The organism is Hymenobacter montanus (assembly GCF_014699115.1).
Lineage (GTDB): Bacteria > Bacteroidota > Bacteroidia > Cytophagales > Hymenobacteraceae > Hymenobacter > Hymenobacter montanus.
The window spans coordinates 19932-37843 of the sequence record NZ_JACXAD010000024.1; the positions used below are offsets into that span (position 1 = coordinate 19932).

The 17912-nt window shown below is 60.0% G+C and carries 12 protein-coding genes; 3 read left to right on the forward strand and 9 right to left on the reverse strand.

What is annotated here, in order from left to right; all coding sequences use genetic code 11:
- Positions 1-45: 45 nt before the first annotated feature.
- Entirely contained in the window at positions 46-1032 is a 987-nt protein-coding gene (locus IC235_RS18240) for an N-acetylmuramoyl-L-alanine amidase (protein WP_191006643.1), read from the reverse strand.
- 896 nt (positions 1033-1928) lie between these two features.
- On the opposite strand from IC235_RS18240, the gene IC235_RS18245 reads away from it, so the two are divergent.
- Positions 1929-2447, forward strand: a complete 519-nt coding sequence (locus IC235_RS18245) for a 3'-5' exoribonuclease (protein WP_191006644.1) — start codon at positions 1929-1931, stop codon at positions 2445-2447.
- Positions 2448-2585: 138 nt separating this feature from the next.
- Here the strand turns inward: IC235_RS18245 and IC235_RS18250 are convergent, their stop codons facing one another.
- On the reverse strand, positions 2586-5651 hold the full coding sequence (locus IC235_RS18250) for a T9SS type A sorting domain-containing protein (protein WP_191006645.1): 3066 nt from the start codon (positions 5649-5651) through the stop codon (positions 2586-2588).
- A 314-nt stretch (positions 5652-5965) separates the two neighbouring features.
- On the opposite strand from IC235_RS18250, the gene IC235_RS18255 reads away from it, so the two are divergent.
- The gene (locus IC235_RS18255) at positions 5966-6325 is read left to right on the forward strand and encodes a hypothetical protein (RefSeq protein WP_191006646.1); all 360 of its coding nucleotides are present in this window, start codon (positions 5966-5968) and stop codon (positions 6323-6325) included.
- 504 nt (positions 6326-6829) lie between these two features.
- On the opposite strand, the gene rny is transcribed toward IC235_RS18255, so the two are convergent.
- The 6 genes from rny to IC235_RS18285 form a co-directional block, all read right to left on the reverse strand.
- Complete coding sequence (gene rny / locus IC235_RS18260) at positions 6830-8518, reverse strand: ribonuclease Y (RefSeq protein ID WP_191006647.1); 1689 nt, start codon at positions 8516-8518, stop codon at positions 6830-6832.
- Between the two features lie 128 nt (positions 8519-8646).
- A complete protein-coding gene (locus IC235_RS18265) occupies positions 8647-8940 on the reverse strand; it encodes a cell division protein ZapA (protein ID WP_191006648.1) in 294 nt (97 codons plus the stop codon).
- Between the two features lie 35 nt (positions 8941-8975).
- The gene (locus tag IC235_RS18270) at positions 8976-9272 is read right to left on the reverse strand and encodes a hypothetical protein (RefSeq protein WP_191006649.1); all 297 of its coding nucleotides are present in this window, start codon (positions 9270-9272) and stop codon (positions 8976-8978) included.
- Between the two features lie 208 nt (positions 9273-9480).
- On the reverse strand, positions 9481-12459 hold the full coding sequence (locus tag IC235_RS18275; protein ID WP_191006650.1) for a M16 family metallopeptidase: 2979 nt from the start codon (positions 12457-12459) through the stop codon (positions 9481-9483).
- Between the two features lie 158 nt (positions 12460-12617).
- The gene (gene pheT / locus IC235_RS18280; RefSeq protein WP_191006651.1) at positions 12618-15056 is read right to left on the reverse strand and encodes a phenylalanine--tRNA ligase subunit beta; all 2439 of its coding nucleotides are present in this window, start codon (positions 15054-15056) and stop codon (positions 12618-12620) included.
- A gap of 313 nt (positions 15057-15369) precedes the next feature.
- A complete protein-coding gene (locus tag IC235_RS18285; protein ID WP_191006652.1) occupies positions 15370-15981 on the reverse strand; it encodes a DUF1684 domain-containing protein in 612 nt (203 codons plus the stop codon).
- A gap of 346 nt (positions 15982-16327) precedes the next feature.
- On the opposite strand from IC235_RS18285, the gene IC235_RS18290 reads away from it, so the two are divergent.
- Positions 16328-16957 (forward strand): hypothetical protein, encoded by a 630-nt coding sequence (locus IC235_RS18290; protein WP_191006653.1) that lies wholly within the window; start codon positions 16328-16330, stop codon positions 16955-16957.
- A 191-nt stretch (positions 16958-17148) separates the two neighbouring features.
- Here the strand turns inward: IC235_RS18290 and radC are convergent, their stop codons facing one another.
- Entirely contained in the window at positions 17149-17895 is a 747-nt protein-coding gene (gene radC / locus IC235_RS18295) for a RadC family protein (protein ID WP_191006654.1), read from the reverse strand.
- Positions 17896-17912: the final 17 nt, after the last annotated feature.

Below are 17912 nucleotides of genomic sequence, written 5' to 3' on the forward strand. Positions count from 1 at the left end.
CGAAGCAAACCGCCTCGAACTGCGAAATATACGGCCCGATAGCGTTTACAAGTACTTCTTGTAGAGGTTATATAGGATGCGGTTGTCGGCCTCGGTGAGCGGCCCATTAACATTCTGTTGAATGAAATGGCGCTTAAAGGCCTGAATGGCAGCCGGCAGGTTGTGCGTGTCGTAGCCGATGATGCGCAACGCCTCCTGCGGATTGAACGGCGCGGCCGGGCTGTTCAGGCGGGCCAGGTAAGCATCTGCCGCAGTGCTATCCAGCACCGGCGGAACCTTGCCGGGCAAAGCCGGAATACGGGCTGGTCGGGCAGTACTATCGGCTGGCAGTGGTCTGTTAAGGTAACTCCCCATCGGGTCGTACCCCGGAGGGCTGGGGAGCGGCCCGGCATCGTACCACAGGCCAAAGCCCTGGTCGGCCAGCCGCTTCCAGGGGAAAAGCACGCTGGGGTCATTCTTGCGGCTGGGGGATATATCGGCGTGACCGATGAAGTTGGCGGCGGGAATGCCGTAGGCTTTTTTCAATCCCGCCAGCAGGCGTAGTAAGCTGGCTATTTGCGCCTCGGCAAACGGCTCGGTGCCGTTGTTATCCAGCTCGATGCCCAGCGAGCAGGAGTTAATGTCGGTGTTGTTGCCCCACTTGGCCACCCCGCCGTGCCAGGCGCGCAGGTAGTCGTTCAGCAGGTGGTACACTTCCCCGTCGCGCCCGATAACGTAGTGGGCGCTCACCTGCGTGCTGGGCAGGGTAAAGGTTTTGAGGGTCTGGGCCGTCGAGCTCTGCGCCGTATGGTGAATGATGACGTAATTCGGTTTGCGCAGGTTGAAATTGGTGGTGCCCACCCAGTACTGGCCCAGCAGTAGGCTGTCGGTTCCGGGGGTAGGCGGGGGCGTGGCCCGCAGCGACTTGGCGTAGGCTTTCACCTGCTGCTGGTACGAGCGGTTGGTGGTGGCGTAGGGGCTTTGCACGGTGCAGTTGGCGAGGGCAGCAGACAGCGCCGTGAGTAGCAAGCAGAGGCCTTGGTTTCGGTTCATCAGCCGCGAAGTTCGCATCAAACAGGATTATGCCGCCCAGTAAGGTGATAACGTGTCGCATTAGCGGGTCATGTACCGCATTCAGGAACGTATCTCGAAGAAAATTCGCACCACGTGACCAGGGCACCCATGGTCGTGGGTAACAAGGGCGCCGTAAAAATTTATTCCAGGTCTATGTTGAGCCTTGGGGAGCAAGCTCGAAGACAGTAATTCTTACACCCACAAGTCATAGCAAATGCCAGGGTAGTAACGTTATCGTTAAAGTGTATTTACTACCTGGCTTCGGTCAGGTTCATGCTCCCCATCCACCTCGCTTGATAAAAGGTTCTTCCATGACAGCGAAGCGATAAGTCATCTTTCGCGGGGTAATAGATTAGAGTGTATCGCCTATATACAAGCACTTGCTAATCCTTTCGCCGCTTTATTTGAAGAGTTGACCGAGAAAACAGGGTGGTTTAGCGAGGTTGCTACTGTTACGCTTCTGCTCAGTATACTTTTGACCTACAAGTATCCCTGCACGGGGTGGAAATGTGGAAAGGAAGGACCTCTCGTGCAGTGGCGTGCTGGTTGAACCGGTGGGGTAGACACCGCTCAAGCCGAGCCGCTACTTTAGGGCCGTCGCAGAAATGCGACGGCCTTTTCTGTATTAGGCGCTCGTAACAACCGCCAGCCCCAACCTCGCAAGCGTAGCCGTGTGGCTCTTGGGTAACGAGCCAGTACAACGACCCTTACTTGGCTGGGGTAGAGCCGCTGAAAAGCTGCCGCTAAGGACTTAGCACCGGTCGTCTGCCAACTGGTAAAGCGTTCCTTGACTTTATTTAGGTGTGCCTTTTCCTACATTCACTTTCATATTCACATAATCGACCCTCCTTCATCCCATCTCAACAGCAGTAGCAATGGCTTACATTATGGTGGATATCGAAAGTGACGGGCCAATTCCTGGTGACTACTCGATGATTTCTTTCGGAGCAGTGTTGGTGAACGAGGCCCTGGATCAGACCTTTTATGGGAAGCTAAAACCTATCTCCGAGAAATTTATTCCTGAAGCGTTGGCCGTATCGGGGCATTCCCGGGAAGAAGTGCTGACGTTCGATGAGCCTGCCCGGGTGATGGCTCAGTTCAAGGAATGGATAGAAAGGGTTTGTACCGATCGTCCGCTCTTTATCAGCGATAATAATGGCTTTGATTGGATGTTCATCTGCTGGTATTTTCATCATTTCCTCGGCCGTAATCCTTTTGGCCATAGCTCGCAAAACTTAGGTAGTTTATACAAGGGAATCGCCAAGGATACCTTTCAAACCTTCAAGCACCTGCGGCAGACTGCCCATACCCATCATCCCGTAGACGATGCCAGGGGAAATGCCCAAGCTCTGTTGCGCATGAAAAAAGAGTATGGCTTAAAAATTAAGTTTTGAGCTTAGCTTTTGAGTTATACCCGTTCTAACAAGTTAGAGCCGTTTCCTAGTGAGTGTACCCGACGTCTGACTCCCCTCTCCTGAGGCTTCGCGCCTCCAGCGAACCGGGCAGTTGGGACCCGGCCGGCCCCGCTGGGCCTAAGGCTGGAGCAACACGAGCGTGTGCTTACTCGTTTGCGTGCCCGTAGTCAGATGCAGGAAGTATAGGCCCGGGGCCTGGCCCCCGAGGTCCAGCGCCTGGGTGTGCACGCCGGCTGGCTGGCGGCGGGCGTCGGCGGCTTGCACCACCCGGCCCAGGCCGTCGTACAAGGCCCAGCCCACGGGCTGGGCCTCGGTTAGCATGTAGCGCAGCGTGGCGCGGCCGGTGCTCACCGGGTTGGGAAATACGTCCACCGCCAGCGCCGGTTTCGCCTGTGCTGCGCCGGTGGCCAAGGCGATGGGCTGGCCTTGGACCCCGAGGCAGACCGAGAATTCGGTCAAATTGCCCAAATAGTGCTTGCCCCCCCAGAGGAAGCGGACGTAACGGTAAGGCGTGGTGCCCGTCACGGCAATGTAATTCATGCCAGCGGAAGCATTTTCGACGGTATACAAGTCCACGTAGCCCGTCGTGGCGCTCTGGTTAGAGCCTTGGATTTTACCGCCCAGGATGTATTCTCCGGTCTGGTATTGTGGGCTCGGGGCAAAGCCAATAATGCCTAACAGCTGCGGGCTGCCCAAGTCAAAGCCGACTGCCTCCACGTGGTCTTGCGCCGTGCCCGTTGAAATGTCGCCATCAAAGATTTCTGCCGGGCCAAAGGTCGTGCCCGGGGTAGCGCAGGTCGGCTGCCCCACGTAAAACCGCACGGTTTGCGCTTTACTCGTGCCGCCCGTGTCGCGGGCGCGGACTTCGATCGTGTGGTAGCCGACGGGGATATTGGTTAGCTCCAGGGCATAGTTGACCCCCGTGCCCTGCCCGATCTTGCGATTGTTTTCGTAGTACTCAACTGCGGCGACGGGCTGGGGGAAATTGGCCGCCATAGCCGCAAACTTCAGCGCTTCGGCGGGGCTGTAGACGCCGCTCTCCTGGGGCGCCAGCACGGTCAGCGTGGGGCCCGAGGCCGGCGGCTCGGTGCAATTGGGCACGCGCACCGCGCTCCAGTCGTTGTTGGGCCACATTTCCTGCGCCCAATCGGCGAGGCCGTTAATCAGTTGGCACGAGGCCCCCAGCTTAGCGAAATAAGGCAAAGCAGCATAGATATGATCGGGCGCCAACCAGCGCTGGGATCCATCAAGAGCGCTAAGACGATAGTTCGAAGGGGGCCAGGCGCCACTGACATTCCTGGGGTCGCGTACGTACTCGGCGGGCGTCCACCGGCGGCAGTGCTGCAGTAATGCGCCCAAGTACGCGTCGATGATCTGTTTGCGCAGGGCGGGCGACGTATTCTTCCAGAGCACGTTGCGACCGGCATACCCCGGGATGGCGCCAATTCCCCATCGCTCTGGCGACCAGGACCAATCGAAGGGCGCATCCGTGCTGCCGGGGGAGTGTTCCCCGGGTTTAAGCCCAATGTTGCACCCTTGTACGCCGGCAATGAGATGCACCAAGTAGCGCATCAGTTCGGACTCTTTGTTAATGCCAGCCAGGCCGCTGAATTGACCAGTGGCATACGCCCAGTCATAGGGCCCGCCTCCACCGGGCTGGCGCCCGCCCAGCGTCAGCAGCAGTTGCGTATGATACCACATCTGGCCGATGTTTGCGTCGTTCTGCACGGAGCGGCCCACGCGGTTTGGGCCCGGGCCATTATCGATCTTCAGCATGAAGGGCGAGACGGTGAAAGCGGCGTAGGTACCACCCGTTAACCACATGCGGGGCTCGCCGCCCACAGCGCCGTACTTCTGCTGACCCAAGCCTTCGAGGGCAAACTCCTGGTGCAACTCCCATAGCTTGACCATCTTCCAGAGCTGAGTGGAGTACACGGCTTCAATCTCTTCTTTGGTGTTCGCGCCATTTCGAGGAATCCGATCCGAGAACCTCTGCACCGCGGTCTGAAAATGCTCTGACTGAGATTCGAAGCCGTACCGGTCAACTTTGTAGTCGGTCCCCCGTGTGGCCAAGTTGTTGCGCAAGGTTTGATAGAGGCTGTCCATCTCCGAAACGTCCCCGCCGACTTGGTCGAGCGGGTGCACGGTCGGCAACCAGTGCTTCCAGTCCGGCAGCATCATAGTCACGGGGATCTCGCGCGGGCTGAACTTACCGGTAAAGTCAAAGCCGGCGGCGGTGATCCCATTCGGGAACAGGTAAGGCAAGGCCTCCTCATTGTTGTCGAGCACGGCGTCAACCCCGGCCCCGGCGGCCCATTCGTCCACGGGCTTGGAATCCAGCCCGGGCCCGGGCTGGTAGGGCGGGTTCCAGGGCCGGCCGGGCTGCTTCATGTTGAGGGAACGCACGTAGCTGGCGATTTTCTCGCCCTGGTCCTGGCTCAGGCCGTGAAACTTGACCCGCTCAATGATGCTCTTGTTGGAGTAGGAGAAGTACTTCAGGTCGCGGGCGTTCTTGGCGTGGCAGTCCTCGCATTTAGCATTGAGCACGTGGTTGTTAGCCAGGTAGCTGCTGCGTAAGGTGGCCGTTTCCCACAGGGTTTTGCCGGCGGCAATGGCGGCGGCATTGTTTTGCGGGGCCACCCAGGTAGCGGGGTTATCCTCCACGAAGGTGGTGGCCGGCACGAGCTTATGTCCGCCGTCATCGACGAAGTTGAGCTTGAGGACGCGGTAGCCGATGGAAACGCCATCGGAATTATTGAAGCGGAAGGCCACCGTGTTGGGGCCGCTACGCACGGCGCCCGGGGCCAGGGGCAGGGTGAGCTTAATCGTGCCGAAGAAGGCGCGGGCCCCGCCGATGCCGCCGAGGTTACGCTCGCGCTCGGTAAAGCGCACGGTGCTGTTATTCAAGGCTATCCACGGGCCGTCGTTGAGCCGGACGCTGCCCTTATCGGCATAGGATAAGTTGTTGACCTGCAGCCACAGGCCGCTGGCGGTGCTGCCGGTGGGCACGTTAACCGTCACGGTTTCCACGGTGCCTTCCGCGCCGAGCACCTCAATGGGCAGCGTGACGGTTTGCGCCGCGGCCAGGTGGCCCAGCAGCCAGAGCAAGGCGGTGGTGAAGGCCCACCGAGCTCTCAGCGTGCCGAATTGCCCTTTTCCAAGTTGGGAATCATTGTTTCTCATAGGTAAAGGAATTGATGAAGGTTGAATAATGAACGAGGATGATGAAGGGAGGTAATCATCATTCTTTGCTAGCAAATAGATAGTTATAAAAACACTAAGCGCGGGTTAAGGCCGCATCGTTAGGGTAGCGTTGTTTCAACTTAACGTTACAACTTTTTTTTCACATTTAAAAATATTCCCTTTTTTCAAGGAAATTCGCCCTTGTAAAGCGGACTCAGAAGCCGGAGCTGTGAATATCCTGGGCCTGTAAATAGGCAGCAAGGTGCTGAGGGGTTGTGGGACCGGCCCACGAACTGCATCGTCCATACCACGCAGTGCGGTTGCTAGAGGGCACGCTCACCCAGCGCAGCTTCGTCTTCTGCGGTGCCCACATACCGGCTCCGCAGTGGCGTCGGGGCGATGTGCTGGTAATCGTCGACAACCTGACGGTGCACAAGCGCGGCGGGCGGCGGAAAGAACTGACCGGGCAGGCCCTGCTGGGCATCGACAGGGGTGACGAGCAGCCGAACCGACGTAATTGGCTACTTTGCTTCAGGCAGCTGCTAACACTGGGTGGTCTGACGCTCGCCTCCATTTGCTGCGCGCCGCCCTGCCCGAAGCTGCGGCCTCACACCAAAGCGCCGATTTCTACTGCCACCCTCGGCGGCAAGCCCCACGACGGGAAAACGGGGTAGCGATGCTTGCTATACTGAGGACGCTCACCACCACTGACGGAGCCGGCCCCAAACGCACCGGCCAAGGGCCGAAGAGCGGGCAAGATATCCCCCTCGCTAAATCCGTGTCCCTCGCCGCTGCTACTTGGTCTGACCGTTGCCGTGCCCGTGCAGCCCTCTGCACCTTGCCGGCGCAGCCGCTTCCCGATGACGCAAGCCTGTGCTTACCCATTCTGACATTCTGAAAGCCGCGCCAGTTCTGCTTGACAGGCCCGTGCTGATGCCCGTTACCCCGCCCGAATCCTGCCGCCATTTGGGCGGGAACCTAGGTCCCCGCCCCCGCCAACCTGGAACAAATCTATGCCGAGCAGCTGGAGGCGCTGCTTTCCTTCCTAAGCGAACATGGAGGCAACACAGTGAGTTGCCGCTTCGCCGCGGCTGGCGCTGCTCCCCGAATACGTAGTCGCCCACATCCGGATACTCGTGCTCTGCTTTGGCACCAGCCGAGGTTCGCGCTACGACGCGCTACTTCGCGTAAGCCACGGCGCGCATTTCCCGAATCACGGTGATTTTGATTTGACCGGGGTACTGCATCTCCTTCTCGATCTTTTGCGAGATTTCGAAGCTGAGCTCAGCGGCGCGCTCGTCGGTCACGTTCTCGGCGTCGACCATGACGCGCAGCTCGCGGCCGGCCTGGATGGCGAAGCACTGGTTGACGCCCTTGAAGCCGTTGGCGGTTTCTTCCAGCTGCTTGAGGCGCTTGATGTAGCTCTCCATCATTTCGCGGCGGGCGCCGGGGCGCGAGCCCGAGATGGCGTCGCAGGCCTGCACGAGTGGCGAAATCATGGCCGTCATTTCAATCTCGTCGTGGTGGGCGCCGATGGCGTTCACCACATCGGGGTGCTCTTTCCACATCTTGGCCATTTCCATGCCCAGGATGGCGTGGGGCAGCTCGGGCTCCTCGGTGCTCACCTTGCCGATGTCGTGCAGCAGGCCGGCGCGCTTGGCTTTTTTCACGTCCAGGCCCATTTCGGCGGCCATAGTGGCGCAAAGGTTGGCCACTTCGCGCGAGTGTTGCAGCAGGTTCTGGCCGTACGAGGATCGGAAGCGCATCCGGCCCACCATCTTAATCAGCTCGGGGTGCAGGCCGTGAATGCCGAGGTCGATGATGGTTTTCTCACCGATCTCAACGATTTCCTCCTCGATGTTTTTGCGAGTTTTAGCCACGATTTCCTCCACGCGGGCCGGGTGAATCCGACCATCTTTCACCAGCAGGTGGAGCGAGAGGCGGGCAATCTCCCGGCGTACCGGGTCGAAGCCCGAGATGATGATGGCCTCGGGCGTGTCGTCCACGATGATTTCGACCCCGGTTGCCGCTTCCAGCGCCCGGATGTTGCGGCCCTCACGGCCAATGATTTTGCCCTTAACGTCGTCGCTTTCAATGTTGAAGATCGATACGCAGTTCTCAATAGCGTGCTCCGAGGCGGTGCGCTGGATGGTTTCCAGCACGATCTTCTTCGCGTCCTTGGTGGCGGTGAGCTTGGCCTGGGCCACGGTATCCTTGATGTAGGAGCTGGCTTGGATCTGCGCCTCGTTTTTCAGCGACTCCACCAGCTGCTCGCGGGCCTCGGCGGCGGTGAGGTTGGCAATGGTTTCGAGCTGGCGCTGCACGTGGTGCAGCTGCTCGTTGGCAGCCTGCTCTTTGGCGTGCAGCGCGGCCAGGGCCGCTTCGTGCGTCGCGCGGCGCTTCTCTTCCTGGCTTTCCAGCTTCTCGCGAAGCTGCTGGCTTTCCGTCTGAATCCGTTCGCGGGTTTTTTCCAGGTCCTGCTCCTTGCGTTGGAGCTGTTCGAGCTGCCGCTGCGTGGTTTCGGTGAGCAGCTTGATGCTTTGCTCTTGCTCCAGCACCCCCTGGCGGCGCTCGGTTAGCTCCTGCTCCAGGGCTTGCTTGAGGCGGCGGCTTTCTTGGTCAAATTCGTTCCGGAGGCTTTTAAACTTATTCTTGGATTGTTCGAGCCGCTCGTCGGCCTGTCTTATTTTGTCGTCGCGGAGGCGGTTACCTTTCTCTTCCGCCTCGCGGATGATTTGTTGGGCGCGGGCCGTAGCCTCGCCTTCGTGGTCCAGCCGGGCTTTACCGGCCAGCTGCCTGCCGATCAAGAGGCCCGCCCCAAGGGCGACCACCGCGGTCAGCAAACAGTACATTATCAAAAGGGTCATAATCAGTATGGTTTTGGATGGGTGAAAACCATGGCTGAGTGGAACCGTTCTGCCCGGGCTAACGCGGCCGCGGCCGATTGCCGCGCCGCCCTGCCGGGCCAACGAGTGTGCGGTGCTACGCGGGAAGATCAGCCCGTCAGCACCACGCCGGAGAGCAGCTCGTCGAAGCGAGCCAGCCGCTCGGTCAGCGCCGCATCGGTGCCGTCCTTTTCCTTGCTCACTTTCAGTTGATCGGCCATCACCGACAGCGCAATCATGGCGAGCAGGTCCTGTTTATCCTGAATGCCGTAACCTTCCCGAAATTCGCGCAGCTTATCGCCCAGCAGCCGGCCGGCCAGGCGCAACCGTTCCTCATCCTGCACGTCGACGCGCATGGGATAGTCCCGGTCAGCAATACGAATTTTGATGGCTAGTTCGCTCATAAGGCGGAGTTACGGTGGTGGGGAGGGTCAGTGGGTTAGTCTCTCAAATAGGCAAGACACTTGTCCAGTTCGCGGATATATTCGTTGAGGCGCAGTTTTAATTCGTTGGCTTGGGTGGGTTCCCCAGCTATGGTGTGTACAAGTTTAACAATATTTTCCTGGTTTTGGCGCTCCTTGAGCTGCCGGTCGCGCTCGCGTACGTCGGCGCGGAGCTGTTGCACGGTGGTATTCGCGTCGGCCAACTCCTCGCGCAACTGCTGATAGGCAGCCAATAAGGTGGTGATCTGCCGTTCCAGGCGGTCGAGTTGCGCAAGCTGTTGGGAAGAGGCCACGGTCGGGATAATTTTTGAGTGAAGATAAAGCGGGCCCCCGAAAGCTACGCTTTACCAGGGACCCGCTCGCTCCTTGTTGCTCAGGCAAATTAAGCAATCGGCCCATTTGACCGCGAGTAAGGCCCGCCTGGTTTCCGCCTCGCGCCGCCGATGGGCGACTGGTTGAGCTTTTCTGGAACCGACGGCTCGCTACTCTCCGGGCTAACGGCTAAGACTTGCCTTTCTTGGTCTTGGTTTTGATTTTACCGCCGTCGGTTTTGGACTTCGTTTTCTCGTCGACCGGCGCGGCAACCGGAATGGGGCTGGCTGCCGTAGCCGCCGCTACGCGGTTGCCTTCGAGGTCTAACTCCACCACGGGATAGCCCAGCTCGCTCAGCCTGGGGAATGCTTTGTCGCGGTCGCCCACCACCACGATGTACATCTTGTCGGCCGGCAGGTATTTCCGGGCCGCGGCCTGCACGTCTTCTTTCTTCAGAGCCTTCAGAATGTCGCTCTGCTGCTGCACGTAGCTGGGCTCCAGGTTGTATTCCACCAGCCGGGCCAGGAAGCCGGCTTTCTGCTGGCCGGTTTCGTAGCGGAGGGCATCGCTCTGACCCACCGACGATTGCAGGAAGGCCAGCTCCTCATCGGAAATGCCATTCGGGTAGTTCGTGATTTCGCTCATAAACTCTTTCACCGAAGCCGCGGTGGCGTTGGCGCGCACGCCGGCCTGGGCCGTGAAGGGCCCCACGTAGCGGCTGCTGTTAAAGCCCGAGCGCGCGCCGTAGGTGTAGCCCTTATTCTCGCGCAGGTTCAGGTTGAGGCGCGAGTTGAAGGCGCCCCCGAGTAGGTAGTTGGCCAGGTAGGCGCGGTAATAAGGGCCCGTGGCGTCGTAGGGAAGGTCGGTGAGGTAGCCCACCCGGATTTCGGACTGCGCGGCCCCGGGCTTGTTCACGAAGTACACCGTGGTTTTATCAGGCTGCCCACCGGCCACATCACCGGGAACCGTCACGTCCTTCCGGGCCCAGTCCCGCAGAAAGCCCAACTGCGGGGCCAGGGTTTTCTGGTCGACGTCGCCTACCACCACGAGGTAGCTCACGTTAGGGGCGTAGTACTGGTTGTAGAAGTTCTTCACGTCGTCGAGCGTGAGGCTGCTCACCGAGGCCGTGGTGCCCGCCACGGCCGTGCCCGCGATGTTATTGGGTCCGTAGAGGAGCTTGTTGTACGTGAGGTCGGCAATAACTGCCGGTTGGGTGGTGAAGTTGCTGATTTTCTCCAGCTGCTGCTTTTTGAGGCGGGCAAAGTCCTGGGGGTCGAAGCGCGGGTGCAGCAGGCGCTGCTCCAGCAGGGCCAGGGTGGCGGGCAGTTGAGCCGTAAGGCTCTGCACGTACACGGTGGTCTCGTTGTCGTCGCCCGACACCGAAACGCGCGAGCCTAGCTTATCGAGGGCCGCCGCCATCTGTTCGCTGGTGTATTTTTCCGAGCCCTCGTTGAGCAGGTTGGCCGTGAGCTCGGCAATACCGGCTTTGCCGGGCAGGGCTTGCTCCAGGCGGTGCCCGCCCCGAATGGTCAGCCGCATCGTCACGGCCGGAATCTCGGTGTTTTGGGTGCCCACGATTTTCAGACCGTTAGCCAGCGTTTCCTGGTACAGCACCGGTACTTTCACTACCGGGTTGGCACCTGCGGCGGGCTGCTTGCCGCGGTCGAAGGTATCGAGGGCCTTCACGTACTTCAGGCCCTCGTAGCCGTAATCCGGTGCCTTGTAGCCCGCTTTGTCGATAGTGTAGTTATCGGGCTTGGCAGCGGCCACGCTGCCGGTCTTGGGCACTACGCTCAGGATGACGGCGTGCTTGCCCCTGAGGTACTTGTCATAGGCTCGCTGCACGTCGGCTTTGGTCAGGGCCTTGAGCTCTTTGGTTTCGACGGTGAGGTAGTTGGGGTTGCCAAAAAAAGTTTGGTAGGAGGCAAGCTGGCTCACTTTGCCCTGCACGCTGGCCAGGCCGTTCACCCGCTGCGCTTCCAGCTGCGCCTTAAAGCGTTGCAGGTCCTCATCGGTTACGCCCCGCCTTTCAAACTCGGTCATCGTGTTGCGCACGATGGTTTCCAGGCTGTCGAGACTCTTGCCGGGGAAGGGCAGGGCCACGAAGGCAAACTGGCCGCCCAGCTCCGAGTTCTGCTGGTAGCTCTGGGCCTGCACGGCGAGCTGGTTCTTCACCAGGTTTTTGTAGAGGAGCGAGTTCCTGCCGTTGCCCATGATGTCAGCCAGGGCATCGAGGGGCAACTCGTCGGGGTGGCCGTGGGGGACGGTGGGGAACACCACTTGCAGCATCGGGAAGCGCACATTATCCTGGTAGCTCACGTAGCGGTCGGTGCTGAGAACCGGGGCGGGCAGCTTGGCTTTGGCCACGGCCGGCCCGCGCTTGATGGGGCCGAAGTACTTCTCCACCAGCTTCACCACCCGGGCGGGCTGCACGTCGCCGCCCACGGTCAGGGTGGCGTTGTTGGGGCCGTACCAGCGCAGAAAGAAGTTCTTCAAGTCGTTTACATCCGAACGGTCCAGGTCCTCCAGGTAGCCGATGGTTAGCCAGGAGTAGGGGTGGCCGTAGGGGTAGAGCGTTTTGGCGATGTATTCCTGCGCGAGGCCATAGGGGCGGTTGTCGTAGTTCTGGCCCCGCTCGTTTTTCACGGTGGCGCGCTGAATTTCAAACTTCTTCTGGCTCACGGCATCGAGCAGGAAGCCCATGCGGTCGGCCTCCAGCCACAGCCCGGTTTCGAGCTGGTTGCTGGGCAGGGTTTCGAAGTAGTTGGTGCGGTCCTGGTTGGTCGTGCCATTCAGGGAGCCACCGGCCGCCGTCACCAGCTTGAAGTGCTGCTGGTCGCCCACGTGGTCGGAGCCCTGGAACATCATGTGCTCGAAAAAGTGAGCAAAGCCCGATTTGCCAATCTGCTCGCGCGCCGAACCCACGTGGTAGGTTACATCAACGTGCACCAGCGGGTCGGAATGGTCTTCGCTAATGATGAGGGTGAGGCCGTTGGGTAATACGTACTTCTCGTAGGGAATAAGGAGCTGGCCGGGCTGCTTGGTAACTTTTTCCACCAGCTTGGTGCCGCTCGGCGTAGCGGCCTTTTTGGGGGCTGGTTTTGGTTGGGCAAAGCCAGGTGTGGTGAGTAGGGCTAGGCTTAGGATTGATAATAATCGAAGCTTCATTTTTGGGAGAGGTGAGGGGTTTTGCGGGGCGAAAGATAGAGTGGGTTTCACCGCAGAAGACGCAGAGGATTCCGCAGAAGGGGCGCAGAGGACGTTCTTCTGCGTTTCCTCTGCGAAGCCCTCTGCGTCCTCTGCGGTGAAACCATCCGACCCTATCCCTAGCGCCGAATAACCGCCCCCGCCTGCTTCTCAAATTGCCCAATCAGCCGCTGCATCACCTGGTCGATAGCCTGCTCGCTGAGCGTCTGATCGAAGTCTTGCAAGGTGAAGCTCACCGAGTAGGACTTCTTACCCGCGCCGAGGTTTTCACCAGCGTACACGTCGAATACATTGACGCTCTGCAACAGCTTCTTCTCAGCGCGCTGCGCAATCTGGCGCAGCTGGTCGAAGGTCACGCCAGCATCCACCACCAGGCTCAAGTCGCGGCGCACCTCCGGGAAACGGGGCAGCTCGCGCGCCACCAGCACGGGCTTGTATTTGCGCGACAGCGCATCCCAATCCAGCTCGGCGTACCACACGGGCTGGGTCACGTCGAGCCGCTTCAGCACCGAGGCTGCCACGGCGCCGAGCTGCGCCACGGGCTGGTTGTGCACCAGCAGCGTGAGGCCGCCGGCCAGGTAGGGGTGCTGCACCGGTTGCGAGGCCGCGCCGCCAAAGCCCAGGGCCGCTAGCACTTGCTGCACCGCCCCGGCCAAGTGGTGGAAGGTGGCTTTCTCCGATTTGTGCTGCCAGGTTTCGGCGGTGGCGTGGCCGGTCCAGTAAAGCACCAGCTTATTCTGCTCCAGGTATTTGCCCGCGGCCGTTTGCTGGTAAGCTTTGCCGAACTCGTACAGCTTCAGATCCCGCTGGCGGCGGTTGAGGTTGTGGCGAATGATTTCCAGCCCGGAGTGCAGCGGCGTGGGCCGCAGGACATTCAGCTCAACGCTATTGTAATTGAGAATGCGTACCGGCGACTCATTCGCGCCGTTTTCTGACTCAAAGTACTGCGAATTGGTCAGCGAGTTGGTCAGAATCTCCGAGAAGCCCTGCCCACTCAGCAGGCTGGCAATTTTCACCCGCGTCACTTCGGGGTCGGGGTTCGGGAACCGCGCCAGGAACGAAGCCGAATTATGGGGCCGCAGCGCCACGTTGTTGTAGCCGTAAATCCGCAGAATTTCCTCAATGATGTCGGCTTCCCGGGTGACATCCACCTTGTGGGGCGGCACCGAGAGCGTCCAGGTATCCTGGTCGCCGGCATCCGGGTTTTCCTGGGTAATAACGATTTCCAGGTCGCTCAGAATCTGGCGAATGCGCTCGGGTGCGATGTGCTGGCCCACCAGCCGCTCCACGCGGGGCAGGCGCAGGCGCACGGTGGCGGGGAGCACCGGCGTAGGGTACTCATCCACGACGGGCGCGGCCACGGTGGCGCCGGCTACTTCCTGCAGCAGCAGAGCCGCCCGTTGCAGGGCCATCGGCACCATGTTGGGGTCGGTGCCGCGCTCGAAGCGAAACGAAGCGTCGGTCTTCAAACCATGCACCTGTGACATACGTCGTACCACTGCCGGATGGAAGTATGCGCTTTCTAAAAATACTCGGGTGGTACTTTCGCTTACGCCTGAATTCTTGCCTCCAAAGACGCCAGCTAATGCCATTGGATATCCTTCGGCGTCAGCAATGACTAAATCCTCAGCCGTAAGATTGCGCACCACTCCATCCAGTGTTGCAAACTGATTTAAAAAGCCAGTTGCGCGCTTCACCCGAACCTGACCGCCGTCAATCTGGTCGGCGTCGAAGGCGTGCATGGGCTGGCCCAGCTCGTGCAGCACGAAGTTGGTTACGTCGACCACGTTGTTGATGGGGGCGAGGCCAATGCTGCGCAGGCGGCGCTGCAGCCACTCGGGCGACGGGCCAACATGTACGTTGTCGAGCAGCAGGCCGGCGTAGCGCGGGCAGGCGGCGGGGTCCTCAATCGTCACGGTAATGTTCGACTCCGCCGCGGCCGGCGTCCGGAAGCCGCTCACGTCGGGCAGGTGGCAGGGCTGGCGCAGCAGGGCGCGCAGCTCGCGGGCCACCCCGTAGTGCGAGGCCGCGTCGGCCCGGTTGGGGGTGAGGCCGATTTCGAACACCGTATCCGAGCGCAGGCCAAAATAGTCGGCGGCGGGCGTGCCGTTCGGCAGCTCGGTTTCCAGCACCAGGATGCCCGCGTGCGAGGTGCCCAGCCCGATTTCGTCCTCGGCGCAAATCATGCCTTCGGAAGCGGCGCCGCGGATTTTGCTTTTCTTGATTTTGAACGGCTCGCCCTCGGTCGGGTAGAGCGTCGCTCCTTCCAGGGCTACCACCACCCGCTGGCCCGCGGCCACGTTGGGGGCCCCGCACACAATTTGGCGCGGGGTGCCGTCGCCCACGTCCACGGTAGTCAGGCTGAGTTTGTCGGCATCGGGGTGGCGCTCGCAGGTGAGTACGGTGCCCAGCACCACCCCGCGCAGGCCCCCCGGAATGCTCTCCAGCTCCTCCTGGCTTTCTACCTCCAGGCCCGACCCGGTGAGCAGGGCGCCAATTTCGGCGGCGGTTTTATCAGTCGGAATGAGGGTTTTAAGCCAGGCTAAGGAAATGCGCATCGGGAAGGGTGGTTGAGTATTGAAGGGGTCACCAGGACCAGCCAACCACCACAAAGGTACGGCGGGCGCGGAATGACCTGACGGCGACTAATGGCTTGGATATTTTTGGCGATGCTGTGTACAAACCTGATTCTGCTAGGCGTCGTGGAGCAGGACGTTTCATCCAAGCTCAACTGCTGGCCCTTCATGGCAAGCTCCTCCTAAGGCCAGTTGGCAAAGGCTGCGCACCCAGTGGCCGCTCATAATCAAACACTTGGTTGAATACCCAACAATGCCATTAGCACCGCAGGGTTTGAACCGATGAACAGCGCCCCTATTCGTGAAAGGCTTTCTCCCCCGCCGGAATGGCGACTTGCAGCCGGTTTTCAGCCGGTGGTACCGGGCAGCTGTACTCGTTGTTGTAAGCGCAATACGGGTTGTAAGCCTGGTTGAAATCCAACTGCAGGGTTGTAGCGTCGGCCTTGGGCAGGGGCACGTCGAGGTAGCGGCCGCCGCCGTAGGTTTCGTGGCCGTTGGTGAGGTCGGTGAACGGAACGAAGAGCGTAGAATCGGTGCCGGTGGCCTTTACATAGAGACGTAGCTGCTGCGGCTGATGGTCGACCTCAAACGTAGCCAGGCCCCAGTTGAGGTACTTCTCCTGCCGGTTGTCGCTCATCTGAATCAGCGTGGTATCGGGGTGAGCGTGACGGGCAATGCGGCCCTCCAGCACGAAGGCTGAAGCGGGAGAATAGTACTTCAGGCTGTCGAATTGAGCCTTTTGGGGCGGAGCAAGGGGCGAATCTGGAGACTGGCGGAAGGCCCGGTTTTTTTCCGTCCGAGCCTTTTGCAACTGCCGGGCATACGCGCTGCCATCGGGCTTTAAGTCACTTATGGAGTAGAAGATAATGCCGAGCAGGGCCGCGGCAATCAATAGGTTTTTCAGCACGGCTGGTGGTGGTGCGGCAAGGGGCCAACGAAGAGAAGTACAAGCGCAAGATACTAACCACCCAGGCAGCCCAGCGACTGGCCGGGCGGGGGTGGAAATACTACCGGTGTGCCCCTGGTAATCCTGAATATTTTGTGTTGAACCAAGTCATGGCGTCGTTGGTCATAGTCTTAAGGTTGTTGGTCCTAATGCGCTATACATTCTGATAATAATGTGGTTCTATGAGAATAGATTTGTAGCAGTTCCCAGTGGCCGCCGGGTTTTCTTCATCACTTTTCCGCTTTCTATCACGCCCTTCCTACCCAAGCGTAGCGGATCCTTACCACCATATTTTACGTCCTGATACATGAAGAACTTTTCCCTGAAGTCTGTCCTCTCTCTATTCACATTCATTGCCGTGCTGTCGGGCTGCTCCAAGAAGGACGTGGCCCCGCAGCAGCCCGAAGCTGCGGTGACCACCCAGGATGCCGTTGTCACGAGCTACATGGTGAAAGGCTACCTGTTTGTCCGGCTGCCCGGGCCGTTCAATCTGGGGCACACCGGTGTAGGATACGAAGTACGCGAGATGAGCGGCACCAAAGTATCGCGCACCTACACCTACTGCGGCGGCGTGGAAGGCTATGCCAGCCTGCCTGTCATCCCGAGAGGGGTGAATAACGGTGGCTGGAACCAATTCGGCTATACCAACAACGCGACCATGCTGAGAACCATGCGTGCGCCGTACGGCTACACCGCCTACAAGTTTGAAAGGGCCTTCCGCACCGTTACGCTGGCCCAGATTCACCGCGCCGAGGGCATTATTAATGGCTTCGCTGCCCGGGGCTATAACGTGAGTGGCAACAATTGCATGAACGCCTCTTATGAAGTTCTCCAAGCTCTTGGTGCTCCCGGCATGGCCTGGCCCCTCACTAACTGGGCGCCCAAAGACCAGTACAGCCGAACCGTAAACGGTTGGTCGGGCTCGAACAGCCTGTAACAAGCACGAAGTTGATTTCATCAAGTCGGCTCCGGCCGGAAATCATGTAACCAAAGGGCCCGTCGCCACCGCGACGGGCCCTTTGGCATTTCACTGAGTTCAGGGGCCACGCGGCACGGTCTTCCGTTTACCCACCCCGATTGTTTACCCACCCGGGCTTCCTGGTGCCATACTTACAGGACTCCCTCGACTTACAGGACTCCCTCGTCGGCAAAGCTGTAGTAGCCTTGGTCGGTATAAATCAGGTGGTCAAGAATCGGGAGGTCCAGGAAGCTGCCGGCTTCTTTCAATTTCCTGGTCAGCTGTGCGTCGGCGGCGCTGGGGTTACGGTTGCCGCTGGGGTGGTTGTGCACCAGAATAATGCTGCTGGCCAGCTGCTCCAGCGCTTCTTTGAAGATGAGCTTAGGGTCGGCCACGGTACCGGCCACGCCGCCGCGGCTAACGGCCGTTTTGCGCATCACCACGTTGGCCCGGTTCAGCAGAATCACCCAGAACTCCTCGTGCGGGAGGTCCATCAGGTTGGGCCGAATCAAGTTGTAGATGTCGCGCGAGCAGGTGATAATGGTGCGCGGGACCGCGTCGGCTTCCTTACGGCGGCGGCCCAGCTCCAGAGCGGCCACAATGGTTATGGCTTTGGCTTCGCCGATGCCCGGGTGGCGGCAGAGCTGCTTCACGCTTTCGCGGGCCAGGGCATTGAGGTCGTTGCCCACGCCCTGCAGCATGAGCTTGGCCACGTCGACGGCCGAAAGCTTCACCGTGCCGGACCCGAGCAGGATGGCAATGAGCTCGGCGTCGGTGAGGGTAGCGCGGCCGTTGGCCAGGAGCTTTTCACGGGGCCGGTCGGCCTCGGCCCAGCTCTTGATGCCCAGCGCGCCCGACGAGGCATCGGGTGGCGTCGGACGCGTATCCGGGAGGGCCAGGTAGTCAGCAGATTCCATGCGGAGCGGAGTGGGTA

Excerpts from the sequence above, each read along its gene's own strand:
- IC235_RS18240 (WP_191006643.1), bottom strand. The coding sequence starts at position 1,032 with ATGAACCGAAACCAAGGCCTCTGCTTGCTACTCACGGCGCTGTCTGCT.
- IC235_RS18245 (WP_191006644.1), top strand. The coding sequence starts at position 1,929 with ATGGCTTACATTATGGTGGATATCGAAAGTGACGGGCCAATTCCTGGT.
- IC235_RS18250 (WP_191006645.1), bottom strand. The coding sequence starts at position 5,651 with ATGAGAAACAATGATTCCCAACTTGGAAAAGGGCAATTCGGCACGCTG.
- rny (WP_191006647.1), bottom strand. The coding sequence starts at position 8,518 with ATGACCCTTTTGATAATGTACTGTTTGCTGACCGCGGTGGTCGCCCTT.
- IC235_RS18265 (WP_191006648.1), bottom strand. The coding sequence starts at position 8,940 with ATGAGCGAACTAGCCATCAAAATTCGTATTGCTGACCGGGACTATCCC.
- IC235_RS18275 (WP_191006650.1), bottom strand. The coding sequence starts at position 12,459 with ATGAAGCTTCGATTATTATCAATCCTAAGCCTAGCCCTACTCACCACA.
- pheT (WP_191006651.1), bottom strand. The coding sequence starts at position 15,056 with ATGCGCATTTCCTTAGCCTGGCTTAAAACCCTCATTCCGACTGATAAA.
- IC235_RS18290 (WP_191006653.1), top strand. The coding sequence starts at position 16,328 with ATGAAGAACTTTTCCCTGAAGTCTGTCCTCTCTCTATTCACATTCATT.
- radC (WP_191006654.1), bottom strand. The coding sequence starts at position 17,895 with ATGGAATCTGCTGACTACCTGGCCCTCCCGGATACGCGTCCGACGCCA.